At 69.2% G+C, this 14,718-nt stretch carries 11 protein-coding genes; 5 read left to right on the top strand and 6 right to left on the bottom strand.

Annotation, left to right across the window (positions count from 1 at the left end):
* Position 1 precedes the first annotated feature (1 nt).
* Positions 2-850 (top strand): formate dehydrogenase accessory sulfurtransferase FdhD, encoded by an 849-nt coding sequence (gene fdhD / locus ACWD4O_RS33160; protein ID WP_451285571.1) that lies wholly within the window; start codon positions 2-4, stop codon positions 848-850.
* 205 nt (positions 851-1,055) lie between these two features.
* Here the strand turns inward: fdhD and ACWD4O_RS33155 are convergent, their stop codons facing one another.
* On the bottom strand, positions 1,056-2,045 hold the full coding sequence (locus tag ACWD4O_RS33155) for a bile acid:sodium symporter family protein (RefSeq protein WP_451285671.1): 990 nt from the start codon (positions 2,043-2,045) through the stop codon (positions 1,056-1,058).
* Positions 2,046-2,216: 171 nt separating this feature from the next.
* Between ACWD4O_RS33155 and ACWD4O_RS33150 the strand changes: the two genes are divergently transcribed.
* On the top strand, positions 2,217-3,113 hold the full coding sequence (locus ACWD4O_RS33150) for a LysR substrate-binding domain-containing protein (RefSeq protein ID WP_451285570.1): 897 nt from the start codon (positions 2,217-2,219) through the stop codon (positions 3,111-3,113).
* On the opposite strand, the gene ACWD4O_RS33145 is transcribed toward ACWD4O_RS33150, so the two are convergent.
* Positions 3,095-4,150, bottom strand: a complete 1,056-nt coding sequence (locus ACWD4O_RS33145; protein ID WP_451285669.1) for an Lrp/AsnC family transcriptional regulator — start codon at positions 4,148-4,150, stop codon at positions 3,095-3,097. The genes ACWD4O_RS33150 and ACWD4O_RS33145 overlap by 19 nt on opposite strands.
* 143 nt (positions 4,151-4,293) lie before the next feature.
* On the opposite strand from ACWD4O_RS33145, the gene ACWD4O_RS33140 reads away from it, so the two are divergent.
* The 3 genes from ACWD4O_RS33140 to ACWD4O_RS33130 all read left to right on the top strand — a co-directional run bounded on the left by ACWD4O_RS33140 (position 4,294) and on the right by ACWD4O_RS33130 (position 8,947).
* Positions 4,294-5,838, top strand: a complete 1,545-nt coding sequence (locus tag ACWD4O_RS33140; protein ID WP_451285667.1) for an MFS transporter — start codon at positions 4,294-4,296, stop codon at positions 5,836-5,838.
* A 271-nt stretch (positions 5,839-6,109) separates the two neighbouring features.
* Positions 6,110-7,936: an AMP-dependent synthetase/ligase gene (locus ACWD4O_RS33135; RefSeq protein WP_451285665.1), complete on the top strand. Its 1,827-nt coding sequence runs from the start codon at positions 6,110-6,112 to the stop codon at positions 7,934-7,936.
* A gap of 174 nt (positions 7,937-8,110) precedes the next feature.
* Positions 8,111-8,947, top strand: a complete 837-nt coding sequence (locus tag ACWD4O_RS33130) for an aldo/keto reductase (protein ID WP_450947054.1) — start codon at positions 8,111-8,113, stop codon at positions 8,945-8,947.
* Positions 8,948-9,049: 102 nt separating this feature from the next.
* Here the strand turns inward: ACWD4O_RS33130 and ACWD4O_RS33125 are convergent, their stop codons facing one another.
* From ACWD4O_RS33125 to ACWD4O_RS33110, 4 genes are all read right to left on the bottom strand, one after another.
* Entirely contained in the window at positions 9,050-9,769 is a 720-nt protein-coding gene (locus ACWD4O_RS33125; protein ID WP_451285568.1) for an SDR family oxidoreductase, read from the bottom strand.
* A gap of 170 nt (positions 9,770-9,939) precedes the next feature.
* The gene (locus ACWD4O_RS33120) at positions 9,940-10,884 is read right to left on the bottom strand and encodes a class I SAM-dependent methyltransferase (protein WP_451285566.1); all 945 of its coding nucleotides are present in this window, start codon (positions 10,882-10,884) and stop codon (positions 9,940-9,942) included.
* 266 nt (positions 10,885-11,150) lie between these two features.
* On the bottom strand, positions 11,151-12,872 hold the full coding sequence (locus ACWD4O_RS33115) for a glycoside hydrolase family 6 protein (RefSeq protein WP_451285564.1): 1,722 nt from the start codon (positions 12,870-12,872) through the stop codon (positions 11,151-11,153).
* Between the two features lie 276 nt (positions 12,873-13,148).
* Complete coding sequence (locus tag ACWD4O_RS33110; protein WP_451285563.1) at positions 13,149-14,684, bottom strand: cellulase family glycosylhydrolase; 1,536 nt, start codon at positions 14,682-14,684, stop codon at positions 13,149-13,151.
* Positions 14,685-14,718 lie beyond the last annotated feature (34 nt).

Here is a 14,718-nt window from a genome sequence, read left to right as displayed (position 1 = left end):
CATGGGACGAGTCACCGAACGACGCAAGGTGATCCGCATCAGGGACGGAGTGGTCTCCGCCCGACCGGACACCCTCGTCGCCGAGGAACCACTGGAGATACGGCTCAACGGCAAGCCGCTCGCCATCACCATGCGCACGCCCGGTGACGACTTCGCGCTGGCCGCCGGCTTCCTGGTCAGCGAAGGCGTACTGGCCAACGCATCCGATCTACTGAATATCGTCTACTGTGCGGGCGCGACCGTCGACGGATCCAACACCTACAACGTGGTGGACGTACGGACAGCCCCCGGTGTGAAGATTCCCGACATCACCCTCGAGCGGAACGTCTACACGACCTCGTCCTGCGGCCTGTGCGGCAAGGCGAGCCTGGACGCGGTCCGCACGACGACCCGCTGGCCCATCGCCGACACTCCCCCGCTCCGGATCGAGCCCGAGTTCCTCGCGAGCCTCCCCGACCGGCTGCGCGCGGCCCAGCGGGTGTTCGACCGGACCGGGGGGCTCCACGCGGCGGCCCTCTTCTCCGAGGACGGCGAGCTGCTGGACGTGCGGGAGGACGTGGGTCGGCACAACGCGGTCGACAAACTGGTCGGCCGCGCGCTGCAGAACGGGGACCTGCCCCTGTCCCGGACGATCCTGCTGGTCTCCGGCCGGGCCTCGTTCGAGCTGGCGCAGAAGGCAGTGATGGCGGGGATCCCGGTGCTCGCGGCGGTCTCGGCGCCCTCCTCCCTGGCGGTGGACCTGGCCGTGGAGACCGGGCTGACTCTGGTGGGTTTCCTGCGAGGAAGTTCCATGAACGTGTACGCGGGCGAGGACCGCATCGCTCTGCGGACCGCGGCCGCCCAGGGCTGACCCGGTTTCCCCGCTGCACGGCGGCGGGGCCCCGACCGGCGGGGAGCGCCCCCTGCGCCGAGGGGCCCCGCCTCAGCCCTTGACGACCTCGACGAACACCCCGGAGAACGTCGCGCATACTGCATACCGTCGACTCGCGGTCGACTGTAGACAGTAGCCGGCAGACGGCAGACGGCAGACGGCAGACGGCAGACGGCAGACGGTCTCACGCTGGGGCCGGAGCCCGCTCGTCCACCCGTTCCCCGGACGGCTCCAGTGGATCTCGCGCACGACGTTTGGCGATGATCGCGCAGACCATGAGCTGCATCTGGTGGAAGAGCATCAGCGGCAGTACCGCGAGAGAGGCGTGTGCGCCGAACAGGACGCTCGCCATGGGCAGCCCGGAGGCGAGGGACTTCTTGGAGCCCGCGAACTGGATGGCGATGCGGTCCTCACGGTTGAAACGCAGCGCCTTGCTGCCGTACCAGGTCACAGCAAGCATCACAGCGAGCAGAACGGCCTCGACGACGAGCAGCCCACCCAGCCGTACGGCGCTGACCTGGTGCCAGATGCCCTGGACCATGCCCTCGCTGAACGCGGTGTAGACGACGAGGAGGATCGAGCCGCGGTCGACGAGTCCGAGCACCTTCTTGTGCCGGGTGACGAATCCGCCGATCCAGCGGCGCAGCAACTGGCCCGCGACGAACGGTACGAGCAGTTGCAGCACGATCTCGACGACTGAGTCCGCGGAGAATCCACCGCCGCTGCTGCCGAGCACGGCGGCGGCCAGCAACGGTGTGACGACGATGCCGACCAGCGAGGAGAAGGAACCCGCACAGATCGCGGCGGGCACGTTGCCGCGGGCGATGGAGGTGAAGGCGATCGACGACTGGACGGTCGACGGCACGAGCGTGAGGAAGAGCAGCCCCTGATAGAGCGGGTGGGTGAGAAACACCGGGACCAGGCCGCGCGCCGCCAGGCCCAGCAGCGGAAAGATCACGAACGTGCAGACCAGGACGGTCACATGGAGGCGCCAGTGTTTCAGTCCGTCCAGCGCCTCCCGGGTGGACAGGCGAGCGCCGTACAGGAAGAAGAGGAAAGCGATCGCGGCCGTGGAGGCGCCGGAGGCCACATCGGCGGCGGCGCCGCGCGCCGGGAACAGAGCAGCCAGCCCGACGGTCCCGAGCAACAGCAGGATGTAGGGGTCGACCGGCATCCAACTGGGCCAGTGCAGGCGTTTCACGGTGCTCCACGTGCGGTTCGATGGGCGTGCGTCGGGGCCCGGAGGGGCCCTCTCCATCGTCCTCCTCCGAACCGTGATCGGGAATCCGGTATACGGCTCTCACTGTCATCACGAAACGCGATGACAACCGTTTACAGTGGCGGCGTGTACGAGCCCTCTCATCTGCGGACCTTCCTCGCCGTGGCGCAGACCCTGAGTTTCACGCAGGCCGCGCGGCGGCTCGGGCTGCGTCAGTCCACCGTCAGCCAGCACGTGCGTCGGCTGGAGGACGCAACCGGGCGGGCGCTGTTCACCCGGGACACGCACTCCGTGGAACTGACGGAGGACGGCGAGGCGATGCTCGGGTTCGCCCGCCGGATCCTGGACGTCCATGAGCAGGCCACGGCGTTCTTCACCGGCACCCGGCTGCGCGGGCGGCTTCGCTTCGGCGCGTCGGAGGACTTCGTGCTGACCCGGCTGCCGGAGATCCTGGAGGGTTTCCGCCACGACCATCCCGAAGTCGACCTGGAACTGACGGTGGAGCTGTCGGGCACCCTGCACGAGCAGCTCGCCGCGGGAAAACTGGACCTGGTGCTGGCCAAGCGCCGCCCCGAGGATCCGCGCGGCGAGCTGGTGTGGCACGACAAGCTGGTGTGGATCGGCGCGGAGCGGCTGCGGCTGGACGCCGATCGTCCGGTCCCGCTGATCGTGTTTCCGCCCCCCGGCATCACCCGCGCCCTGGCTCTGGAGGCGCTGGAGCGGCAGGGGCGGGCCTGGCGGATCGTCTGCACGAGCGGCAGCCTCAACGGACTCATCGCGGCGGCCCGAGCGGGCCTGGGTGTGATGGCGCACTCACGGGGCCTGATCCCGCCGGGTCTGGTGCGGATCCCGGAACGGGCAGGAATGCCTGAGCTGGGGCGGGTCGACTTCGTGCTCGTACACGGACGCAAGGCTTCGTCGGCGCAGGGTGCCGCCGACGCGCTGGCGGCGGCGATCCTGGCGGGCGGCGACCGACTGCACCGCCGGACGGCGTCCGCCGTCCCTCACCGCCCACCACGCTGATACGTCAACTGCTTCACCCTCCGCAGGAACGGCGTGGCATCCACGTGCTGGACGCCCTCCAGCCGGCCCAAGGGCCCGCTGAGGTAGCCGTACAGGTCTGCCGTCCCGCGGGCCACCGCCGTGACCACGATCTGGGAGGGGCCGGCCGTGGCCGAGGCGAAGGCGACCTCCTCGTGGGTGGCGAGCGCCTCGCCGACCGCATGCAGCGCGGAAGGCGTCGTGGTGATCCACAGGACGGCGGCGAGGGGATAGCCCAGGCACTCGGAGTGGTACTCGACGTCGATGTAGACGGCACCGGAGGCGAGCAGGGCCGCAAGACGGCGTTTGACGGCGGACTCGGAACGGCCGGTGGCCTTCTGGAGTTCGGGGTAGGTGGCACGGCCGTCGCGTTCGAGTACCGCCAGCAGGGGCTCGTCCTCGGGGTCTATACGGGCCGGCCCCAACGCCGCCCCCACCGCACCCCCCACCGCTCCCGCCGCTGTTCCCGCCGCTGTTCCCGCGACCGCTCCCGCTGCCGTTCCCGGGTCGAGGCGCGGGGTCAGGGCGGCGACCTGTTCGTCGTCGAGCGCCCTGAACTTGCGCATCCAGCCGGTGGGGCCGCCGTAGAAGCGGTGGAGGAGTTGCTGGGCGCGGATCTCCACCACGCTCGGCGTGCGCGGAAGCTTGCCGAGCAGCAGGTCGTCGTGGTCGCCGGGGTGGCGGGGCCGGGTCATACAGACGATCTCGGTGCCGCCCGAGCCGAGGCCGATCCAGTACGTGTCGGGCCGTTTGGCGAGCGCGTCGGCGATGACCGTGGCGCTGTCGGGAATGCAGCGCAGGCGCAGCATCCACTGGTCCTGCCCGAGGCGTTCGGCGTCCCGGACGGCGACGACCCTGAGCCCGGCCTCGGCGCAGAGCCGACGGTAGCGACGGGCGATCGTCTGGTCGGAGACCCCGAGGACCGTGCCGATCCTGCTGAACGAGGCCCGGCCGTCCACCTCCAGCGCCGACAGCAGCTGGAGGTCCAGCTTGTCCAGGGTGTGGGATTCCATCTCCATCGAGCTGTCCTCCATCGGATTTCGTCGACCGGTCATCAGTTTCCATGGTGATCGACCGCTTCCGTCCCAGGGTGGAGACGCAGGAAATCCATCGCAGGAAAACGGGAAGATCGAGGAGTGGGGACATGCGCACAAGTGGAAACATGCGCACATGGGGGCCGCTGACCGCGGTATGCCTGGGCACGTTCATGTTGCTGCTGGACGTGACGATCGTGCTGGTGGCCCTGCCGGACATGGCGCGGGCGATGGACGCCTCGCTGAGCGATCTGCAGTGGGTGGTCGACGGGTACGCGCTCGCACTGGCCGCGCTGCTGCTGGGCGCGGGAGCCGCCGCCGACATCCTGGGTCGGCGCCGGGTGCACGTGGCGGGGGTGGTGCTGTTCGCGGCCGCGTCGCTGCTGTGCGGGCTGGCGAGCGGGCCGGAGACCCTCGTGGCCGCGCGGGCCGTGCAGGGCGTGGGTGCGGCCGCGATGTTCGCGACGACGCTCCCGCTGCTCGGCTCGGTCTACCAGGGCCGGCAGCGGTCGGTGGCGCTCGGGGTGTGGGGTGCGGTGAGCGGCGCGGCGGCGGCCGTCGGACCGGTGCTGGGCGGGCTGCTGACGGAGGGCCCGGGCTGGCGGTGGATCTTCTATGTGAACCTGCCGGTGAGCCTGGTCGCGGTGTGGCTGACGCTGAGGGCGGTGCCGGAGTCGAGGGGCGCGCGCGGGATGCGGGTCGACTGGGCGGGCACGGCGACCTTCGCGGCCTTCGCGGGCGGGACGACGTACGCGGTGGTGCGGGCCGGTGAGGACGGCTGGACGGCGTCGGCGACGCTCGCCTCGTTCGGGCTCGCCGCGCTCTCGCTGGTGTGTTTCGTACTGGTGGAGCGTCGGGCGGCGCATCCGCTGCTGGATCTGTCGCTGTTGCGCCGGCCCGCGTTCGTGGGGGTGATGGTGGGTGCGCTGGCCTTCAACGGCGTGGCGTTCGGGGTGACGCCGTATCTCTCCCTCTGGATGCAGACGCTGTTGGGGATGAGTCCGGTGCGGGGCGGACTGACGCTGCTGCCGATGACGGTGGCCGCCATGGTCACCGCGATCCTGGTCGGGAAGCTGCTGCACGGGGCGCCGGCCCGGCTGACCATCGGAGGCGGACTGTTTCTGATCGGTTCCGGCTGTTTCTGCCAGGCCGTGCTCGACTCGGGCTCGGACTGGACGGCGTTGGTACCCGGGTTCGTGCTGGTGGGCATAGGAACCGGTTTCGTCGCGCCCACCGTGGCAGGGGCGGCGCTGGCCGCGGTGGAGCCGGCGCGGGCCGGCATGGCGGGCGGTGCGGTGAACACCGTGCGGCAGCTCGGCTTTGCGCTCGGGGTGGCGGTCTTCGGCACCGTCGCGACCTCCCGGATGGCCGACACCCTGCCGCACGACGCGGCCCACACGCTGGCGGGCGGAGGTGCCGCGGCCCTGCGCGGCACGTTCTCCGAGCACACCCTGCGGTCCGCGTTCGCCTCCGGGCTGGACGCGGCGCTGGTGGTGGCGGGCTGCACGGGCATCGCGGCCGCCGCGCTCGTCCTCGCGCTGGTCAGGAGGCCGCGCGCGGCCGCGGCAGGAGCAACGGAAGCAACAGGAGGAGTAACAGAAGAGGCAACGGAACAAGTAACGGAATCGGCGACTCCGGCGCTGTCCGAGGAGAGGGTGACCCCTCACCCGTGACGTCGGGGTACGGGGTCTGGCGGTGCAGGCCGTGACGGGCCTCGGAAGGGGTCGGGCAGCGTAAGCGGTAGGGGCAGATTCGGTGGAGATTACGGTACCGAAACTTACTCAACCGTCAGTTTTCTGTCCGACCCTTCCCCATGTGAGCCCATTTTCCAGCACTGACCAGCGCAGACACGAGCATCGCTCGCTTTCCGCCCCCCTCCCGCCCAGTCGTTCGGTGGGGTAGCTTTCACGGCGCTGTGCGGCCATGAGAAGCGGGGTGCTGGGTTTGCGCGAGTTCACCAACCCTCCGTTGGCGTTGGCACCGCCCGTCGGCGGTCTGGCCGACGTCGTCTTCCGGCACGCCCAGGAGGAGCCGCACTACATCGCCCTCGGCCGCAAGGACGACCGGGGCGAGTGGCGGGACGTCACCTCCGCCGAGTTCCGCGACGAGGTCCTCGCCCTCGCCAAGGGCCTCCTCGCCCAGGGCATCCGCTTCGGCGACCGCGTCGCGATCATGTCCCGCACGCGCTACGAGTGGACGCTGTTCGACTACGCCCTGTGGACGGTCGGCGCCCAGGTGGTGCCGGTCTACCCGACCTCCTCCGCCGAGCAGTGTTTCTGGATGCTCTACGACGCCGAGTGCACGGCCGCGGTCGTCGAGCACGAGGACCACGCGATGACGATCGCCACCGTCATCGACCGGCTCCCCCGGCTGCGTCAGCTGTGGCAGCTGGACTCGGGGTGCGTGCAGGAGCTGTACGACGCCGGTGCCTCCATCGAGGACGACGTCGTCCACCGGCACCGGGAAGCGGTTACCCCCGACTCGACCGCGACGATCATCTACACCTCCGGCACGACGGGCCGGCCCAAGGGCTGTGTCATCTCGCACGGGAACTTCATGTTCGAGGCGGACACCGTGATCGAGCGGTGGGAGCCGGTGTTCCACTCGAAGAAGGGCGACGAGGCGGCGACGCTGCTGTTTCTGCCGCTCGCGCATGTCTTCGGCCGGATGGTGCAGATCGCCGCGATCCGCGGCAGGGTCCGCTTCGGCCACCAGCCGCAGCTGCACGCGTCCGCCCTGCTGCCCGACCTGGCCGCCTTCAGGCCGACCTTCTTCCTGGCCGTGCCGTACATCTTCGAGAAGGTCTTCAACGCGGCCCGCCGCAAGGCTGAGCGGGAGGGCAAGGCAGGGCCCTTCGAGAAGGCCGTCGACGTGGCCGTGAACTACGCGGAGGCGGTCGAGGCGAAGGCGTGGGGCATCGGGCCCGGCCCCTCTGCGGGCCTGCGCATGCAGCACCAGCTCTTCGAGAAGCTCGTCTACTCCAAGGTCCGCGCGGCCATGGGCGGCCGCGTCCGGCACGCCATGTCCGGCGGCTCGGCCATGGACCGCAAGCTCGGCCTGTTCTTCGCCGGCGCGGGCGTGCAGATCTACGAGGGCTACGGTCTGACCGAGTCGACGGCGGCCGCGACCGCCAACCCGCCCGGACGCACCCGCTACGGCACCGTCGGCCAGGCCATCCCCGGCATGACCGTGCACATCGCGGACGACGGCGAGATCTGGCTGCACGGCGAGAACATTTTCCAGGGTTACCTCAACAACCCCAAGGCCACCGACGAGACCCTGCACGACGGGTGGCTCGCCACCGGCGACATCGGCGCCCTCGACGAAGACGGTTTCCTCACCATTACCGGCCGCAAGAAGGAGATCCTGGTCACCTCCGGCGGCAAGAGCGTCTCGCCGGGGCTGCTGGAGGAGCGGGTCCGCGACCATCCGCTGGTCAATCAGTGCATCGTCGTCGGCAACGACCGGCCGTTCGTGGCCGCTCTGATCACCCTCGACCCGGAGGCCGTCGAGCACTGGCTGCAGATGCGCGACAAACCGCAGCTCACGCCGGTCGAGCTGGTGCGCGATCCGGACCTGGAGGCAGAGGTGCGGCGGGCCGTCGTGGCGGCGAACACGCTGGTCTCACAGGCCGAGTCGATCCGTACTTTCCGGATCCTCGCCCAGCCCTTCACCGAGGAGCACGGTCTGCTGACCCCGTCGCTGAAGCTGAAGCGCAAAGCCATCGAAAACGCATACGCGAACGAGGTCGACGCGCTATACCGCTCGTAGGGTTTCCCACAGACGGTAAATGTGGTTCATGCGTTTCATGTGATCCTGGAACCGCGTGAAACGTGTTTCCGATGGGCTCCCGCGAACGAGAACAGGGGTCAGGAATGCAGCACCCGCCGTGATCGTTCACGATGGGAGCATCACTTTGACGGACAACCGAAGGATCAAGAGCTCGTGAGCAGCAAGGTCCCCCCGATCATCCTCAACAACGGCGTGGAGATGCCCCAGCTGGGCTTCGGTGTCTGGCAGGTGCCGGACGACGAGGCGGAGCAGGCGGTCGCCACCGCGCTGGAGGCCGGGTACCGCAGCATCGACACAGCGGCGATCTACGGCAATGAGGAGGGCACCGGCAAGGCCATCACCACCTCCGGCGTGCCCCGCAAGGACATCTTCGTCACCACCAAGCTCTGGAACGGCGACCAGGGGTACGACGCGACGCTCCGCGCGTTCGACGCATCCCTGGAGAAGCTCGGTCTGGACTACCTGGATCTGTACCTCATCCACTGGCCGCTCCCGGCCCGCGACAAGTACGTCGACTCGTACAAGGCGTTCGAGAAGCTCCTCGCGGACGGGCGCGTCCGGGCGATCGGCGTGTCCAACTTCCTGCCCGACCACCTGGAGCGGCTGATCGGCGAGACGTCGGTCATCCCGGCGGTCAACCAGATCGAGCTGCACCCGCACCTGCAGCAGCACGCCTCCCGCGAGTTCCACGCGGAGCAGGGCATCGCCACCGAGGCCTGGTCCCCGCTCGGCCAGGGCAAGGGGCTCCTCGAGGTCCCGGCGATCGTGGCCATCGCCCAGAAGCACAACCGCACGCCGGCCCAGGTCGTGCTGCGCTGGCACCTCCAGCTCGGCAACGTCGTGATCCCGAAGTCCGTGACGCCGTCGCGGATCAAGGAGAACATCGACGTGTTCGACTTCAGTCTGGACACCGAGGACCTGGCGGCGATCAGCGCGCTGAACGAGGACCGTCGCATCGGTCCCGATCCGGCGACGTTCGACGTCGGCTGAGCACCGAACAGGGGCGAACGGCCCCTGTGACGCGTAGCGGGCACCCCTGGTCGGGGCGCCCGCTACGCGCGTCACAGTCAATCGTCGCCAGGTCGGTCCAGGTCAGTTGGGCTGCCCGATCGGCCGTACGACGACGGTGTTGACGTCGACGCCCGCAGGCTGCCGGATCGCCCACACCACGGAGTCCGCGATCTGGTCGGCGGTCAGCAACTGCCCGGGCGGCAGGCTGCCGTAGCTGTCCCAGAACGGGGTCTCCACCCGGCCGGGCGCGATCAGCGTCACGCCGACGCCCCACTCGGTGACCTGGCGGCGGGTGTTCTCCGCGAGGCCGGTCACCGCCCACTTCGTCGCTCCGTAGATGTTGCCCGGCGTGGGCACGAAACCGGCGACACTGCCCACCAGGACGATCCGTCCGCGGCTCTCCTTCAGCGCGTCGATCGACGCACGGATGAGGAGTGCGGGGCCGAGGACGTTGGTCAGCACCATGTCGGTCCAGCCGGCCGGGTCACCCTCGGCGACCGAGTCGTGGGTGGCGGTCCCCGCATTGGCGACGACTGTATCCAGTCGACCGTATTCCTTGAGCGTACGGTCGACCGCCGACTGTACGCAGTCGTAGTCGGCGGCGTTCCCGGGAACCGTCAGCAGTCCCGCCGGCTCGCCGAGTTCCACGGCGAAGGCGCGCAGCCGCTCCTCACCGCGGCCGGTGACGGTGACCCGGTACCCGGCGTCCAGCAGTTGCCGCGCGACGGCGGCGCCGATTCCGCTGCCGCCGCCGGTGATCAGTGCGACCGGAGAATCCGGCGTGCCGGAAGAGTTGGTCATGCGTGCCCCCATAGCGTTGCCTGCACTGCCTACAGTGCCTGCGTTACCTGCATTGCCTGCGTCGTCCTGCTCAAGATGAGTGACGCGGCACGCAGTTCATCACTTGGAGCGTTCTCCAAGTCAAGCCCCACCAGGGGGACTTGGCACAGGACCAAGGCTGCAGGCTGTTGCTAGACCGGTTTCACAGCCGTGTGCACGGTGTGCGCCGCCAGCACGAACACGTCGGCCCTGCGGTGCAGGCCTGCCTCGTCCTGCGGGTCGAGCAGCCGGTCCAGCGTGGCCCGGTCGTCGGAGTCCAGGGTGTCGCCGACGACGTCCCGCAGCCGGGACAGGGACGTGGCGATATAGGCGCGGGCCCGGTCGGAGGCGGGGGCGGGCAGGTCGAGCAGGAAGCTGCGGGTGCGGAAGTGCTTCAGGCCGGCCGCGCCGAGCAGAGCCGCCCAGTCCTCGGTCTCGGCCACGGATCCGGGCAGTTCGGTCCGCATCCGTGCGAACCACTCCTCCTGCAGCGCGTCGAGCCGCGCCTCCAGGCCGGGCCGTCCGAAGCCGAGGTCGCGCGGCAGGAACCGGGGCGGCAGTCCGCCCTCCATGATCGCCAGCGTTCCACCGGGCGCGAGCCGCTCCGCGAAAGCCCTCAGGGCGGCGCCCTGGTCGCCCAGGTGATGCAGGCTTCGCCCGGCCCACAGCAGATCGGCCGGGTAGTCCAACTCGTCCAGCACACCGGGGAGTTCACCGGTCAGGGTGCCGAAGCGATCGCCGTACCCGAGCCGGTCGGCACGCTGCTGTGCCCGCTCCAGCAGCGGCGCGGAACCGTCTACCGCCATGACCCGGGCACCGGAGAACGTCTCGGCGAACAGGCAGGAGACCACCCCGGGGCCACTGCCCACGTCCACGATCAGCCCCGGCTCGGTCACCTCCTTGCCGAGCCATGACAGGGCCCGCTCGTACAGGGGCATGAACAGTTCGGCCTGCGCCTCCAGGTGCGGGGCCATCTCGGCCCAGTCGATGTCGGCGCCATGACCGTGCGCATGGCCATGGCTCGGGCCGTGGGCATGACCTTGTGCCTGACCCGGGGTGTGCTGGTCGCCGTGGGATTCGTGTGGGTGGTGCGCCATGGTGCTCAGCCTCTCGTCCGGTGTGCTGTCAGCGTGCGCCGACGCACCGCCCGAGGGCCACTCATGTTGCCGGGACGGCAAAAATTAGGATGCGAACAGCAAGCCGATCCACCGAGGACCAGGGACGCGAACCGCCCGGCGGTGGAACGAGCGATCCGCCGGGGTCCGGCCCGAGAGAGCCGGCCGACCCCGGCGGATCACCGTCACTTCACCTTCTCGTTCGCCATCTCCTTCACCTCACCGCCGTGCGGGATCGGCTCACCGGCCTACAGCGGCGGGTAGGCGTTCTGCATCAGCTGCTGGAACTGGGCCGAGAACCAGTGTCCGGACAGCGGGGCGTTCGCGAGGGAACCGGACATGTTGTTGCCGTTGCGGGGGTTGCCCGTGTACGTGGGGTCGCACATCCGGTCGAAGCCCTTGCCCTCGTCGTTCGGGATGGCGGAGCTGGAGCCGTCGGACTCGCCCGGCGGCTTCATCCACACATACGCGTCGATCCCGGCGGCCGGTGCGGCCTGCGGGCGCTCGCCGAGGCCGGCGCCCGACTGGTTGCACCAGTTGCCGATGTGGATGCGACGGTCGTAACGGCCGCCGTCGACATAGGTGTCGACGGTGGTCGTCGCGCCCGGGCCGGCGGGCCGGGCGGCGCCGCCCCAGCCATTGCGGGAGGTGTCGATCAGCATGCCGATGTTCGACCTGAAGCCGGTCGAGACCAGCTGGTTGCGGAAGGCCTGGGCGTACGACAGCTCGTCGACGTAGCGGTTCCAGTCCACCCACTTGGACTCGCGTACCGACTTGCCGGCCACGGAGTCGTTGATGGTGAAGTTGTTCTCCTTCAGGGCGCTGTAGTTCGCCGTGTTGGTGATGAAGCCGTGCACGTCGTCGACGGTCGCGCCCTCGGCGGTGGCGGCCTGGTAGAACAGCTGGGCGGACGGGGCGAAGTTGTCGTCCCAGCCGAGCCAGCCGTGGTGACCGGCGTCGATGTAGTTGTAGACGTTGGGGATCGCGCCGAGCTTGTTCAGCGCGTAGCCGACGCCCTTCACGTAGTTGCCGTTGGCCTTCATGGTGTCGCAGGCCGCGGTCGCGGTGGGCCGACTTCCGGTGTTGGTGACGAGGTTGGGCAGCGAGTCGATCTCGATGGTCGTGACGATGCGCAGGCCGGCGTACTTGCTGTCGGCGAGGATCGTCGCGATCGGGTCGATGAACTGCGTCTTGTACTTGTCGATCTCCGTCGGGCCGAGTTCGCCGTTGGAGGCGAGGGCCGCGCAGTCACGTCCGGGGAGGTCGTAGACGACCAGCTGGACGACTTCCTCGCCGCTGCCCTTCTGGGCGAGCGCCGCGTCCAGGTGGGCGCGCAGCCCCATGCCGCCGTTCACGCCGTTGATGGCGGCGATGCGGTCGAGCCAGACACCGGTGGGCTGGTTGGAGATACGGCTGCCGCCCGTCTCGGCCGCGGCCTTCGCCGACCACTCGGGGTTCACGTACACCTTGGCGCCGGAGTAGGGGTTGTCGACCTTGGTGGACGGAGTGCCGGGGTCGGTCGGCCCCGGGTCGGTGGGTCCACCGGTGCCGCTGTCGACGTTGCAGGTCACACCGTCGAGAGTGAAGCTGGTCGGGATCGCGTTGGCGCCGCTGTACGAGGCCTGGAACCCGAAGCTGACCGAACCGCCGGTCGCCAGGGTGCCGTTGTAGGTCTCGTTGTTGGCGGTGACGGCCGTACCGGACTGGGTGATCTTCGCGTTCCAGCCGTTGGTGACCGTCTGGTTGCCGGCGTACGCCCACTTCACCGACCAACTCGACTTGGCGGCCGAGTTGTTGGTCACGGTGACGGCGGCGGTGAAGCCGGTGCTCCACTGGTTCTGCACCTGGTAGGCGACGGTGCACGGGATGGCGGCGATGCTCGAATCGCCGGGGACGACCGCGAGCGCCGTCCCGGAGGCGCCGGCGACCAGCGCCAACGCGGCGAGTACCGCTGTTCTGCTACGGCTCATGAGTGCGGGTTTCCTTCTTGGTTGAGGGGGCTGTCCGTTCCTTCGCTGGTTCCGTTCGCTGGTTCCGTTCGGTGGATCGGTTCGCTGGTGCCGTTCGGTGGCGCCGTTCACTGGATCCGCCCGGTGGACACGTCCGGTGGATCCGTCCGGTGGATCCGTCCGGTTGCAGAGGTTCGGTGGATCCGCAGGCAGCCGGCCGTCCCTGTCCGGTGGATCGATCTGGCGAGTGGCCTACCGGTGCGTACTGATACGTACCGTTACGTCTGCCGATGGCGCCTATCCGTCGAGTGCGCGCAGGTGGTCGCGCAGGCCGGTGCCGTATGCCGTGGGCGTCCCGTCGTAGCCCGAGATCAGGGACGGACCGGTGGAACAGTCCCAGGTGTTCCAGGTCCAGCCCAGGTAGGACAGGCCACGCTCGTCGAACCACTTCATGACCTGGTCGACGAAACCGTGCGAGCAGGTGTTCTCACCGATCTCCCCCGCCACGAGCGGCACTTGGGCGGCGACAGGGGCGAGTGTGGAGTTCCAGCAGCTCTCGTTCGCGCAGCTGTTGAAGTTGTAGACGTGGTACGCGGCGGCGAGATTGCCGGTCGGGTCGGTCGGCCTGTACGTCAGCCACTGGCCGAGGTCGTTGGAGTACGCGAGCCCGCCGGCCAGGATCACGTTCTCGGCGCCGGTAGCCCGTATGGAGTCGACGAGATCCTGCATACCGGCGACCTCGTACCCGATGCCGGGGCAGGTGCCGCCGTCCCGCCAGCACTGCCACGCCTGGGTGATCGTCGAGGTGGCGCGGTCCGGGTAGGGCTCGTTGAACAGGTCGAACACGACGGCCTGGTCGTTCTTGAAGGCGTTGGCCACCGAGGTCCAGAACGACGGGGTGTACTGCATGTCGGGCATCGGCTTCTGGCAGCTGGCGTGCACGTCGGAGCAGCCGGCCGAGTTTCCCGTGTACTGGCCGTAGTTCCAGTGCAGTTCGACGACCGGGGTCATGCCGTGTGCCTCGACGCGGGCCACCAGGTCCTTGACGGCGTTGACGTAATTGGCGCCGCCGTACGCGGAGTTGATGTTGGCGAGACCCAGCCAGCACTCCTCGTTGAGCGGGATGCGGACCGTGTTGACGTTCCAGTCGGCGATGGCCTGGACGGCGGCGTCGTCGACGGGTCCGTCCCAGATGCCGCGCCCCTGTACGCACATGAACTCACCGCCGGAGCGGTTCACGCCCAGCAAACGGCGGGTCTTTCCGTCGGCGTCCACGAGCTTGTTGCCCGAGACGTGCAGCGCAGGCGGCCCGTCACCGGTGTCCGGCGGATCGGTCGACGGCGGGGTGGTCGAAGTGGGGGTGGAGGTGGGCGTGGGGGTCGCTGTCGAGGTGGGGGTCGGGGTGGGGGTCGGTTCCGTGTCGACGTTGCAGGTCGTGCCGTTGAGCCTGAACGTCGTCGGCACGGCGTTCGCCCCCGACTTCGAGGCGAGGAATCCCGCGCTGACGCTGGCGCCGGTGCCCAGGGAGCCGTTCCAGCTCTCGTTCGCCGCGGTGACGGTCGTACCGGACTGGGACCACTTGCCGTTCCAGCCCTGGGTGACCTTCTGACCGTTCGCGAAGTCGAAGGCGAGGCTCCAACTGCTGACGGCCGCCGCATTGTTGGTGATCTTCACGGCACCCTGGAAGCCCGCGTCCCACTGGCTGGTGACGGAGTACTCCACCGTGCACGCGGGCGTGGCTCCCTGCGCCGCGACGACCGGTAACAGGGCGCCCGAGACGAGGACGACCGTGCCGGCGGCGGCTAAAAAGATTGAACGCGGGGGGTGTCGCATGAGCGACTCCTTGCAGCTCAGGCGCGTCGTGACG

Source organism: Streptomyces sp. NPDC002623 (assembly GCF_053592635.1).
The sequence above is the reverse complement of the archived record's forward strand: the minus strand, read 5'-3'. Positions and strand labels throughout refer to the sequence as shown.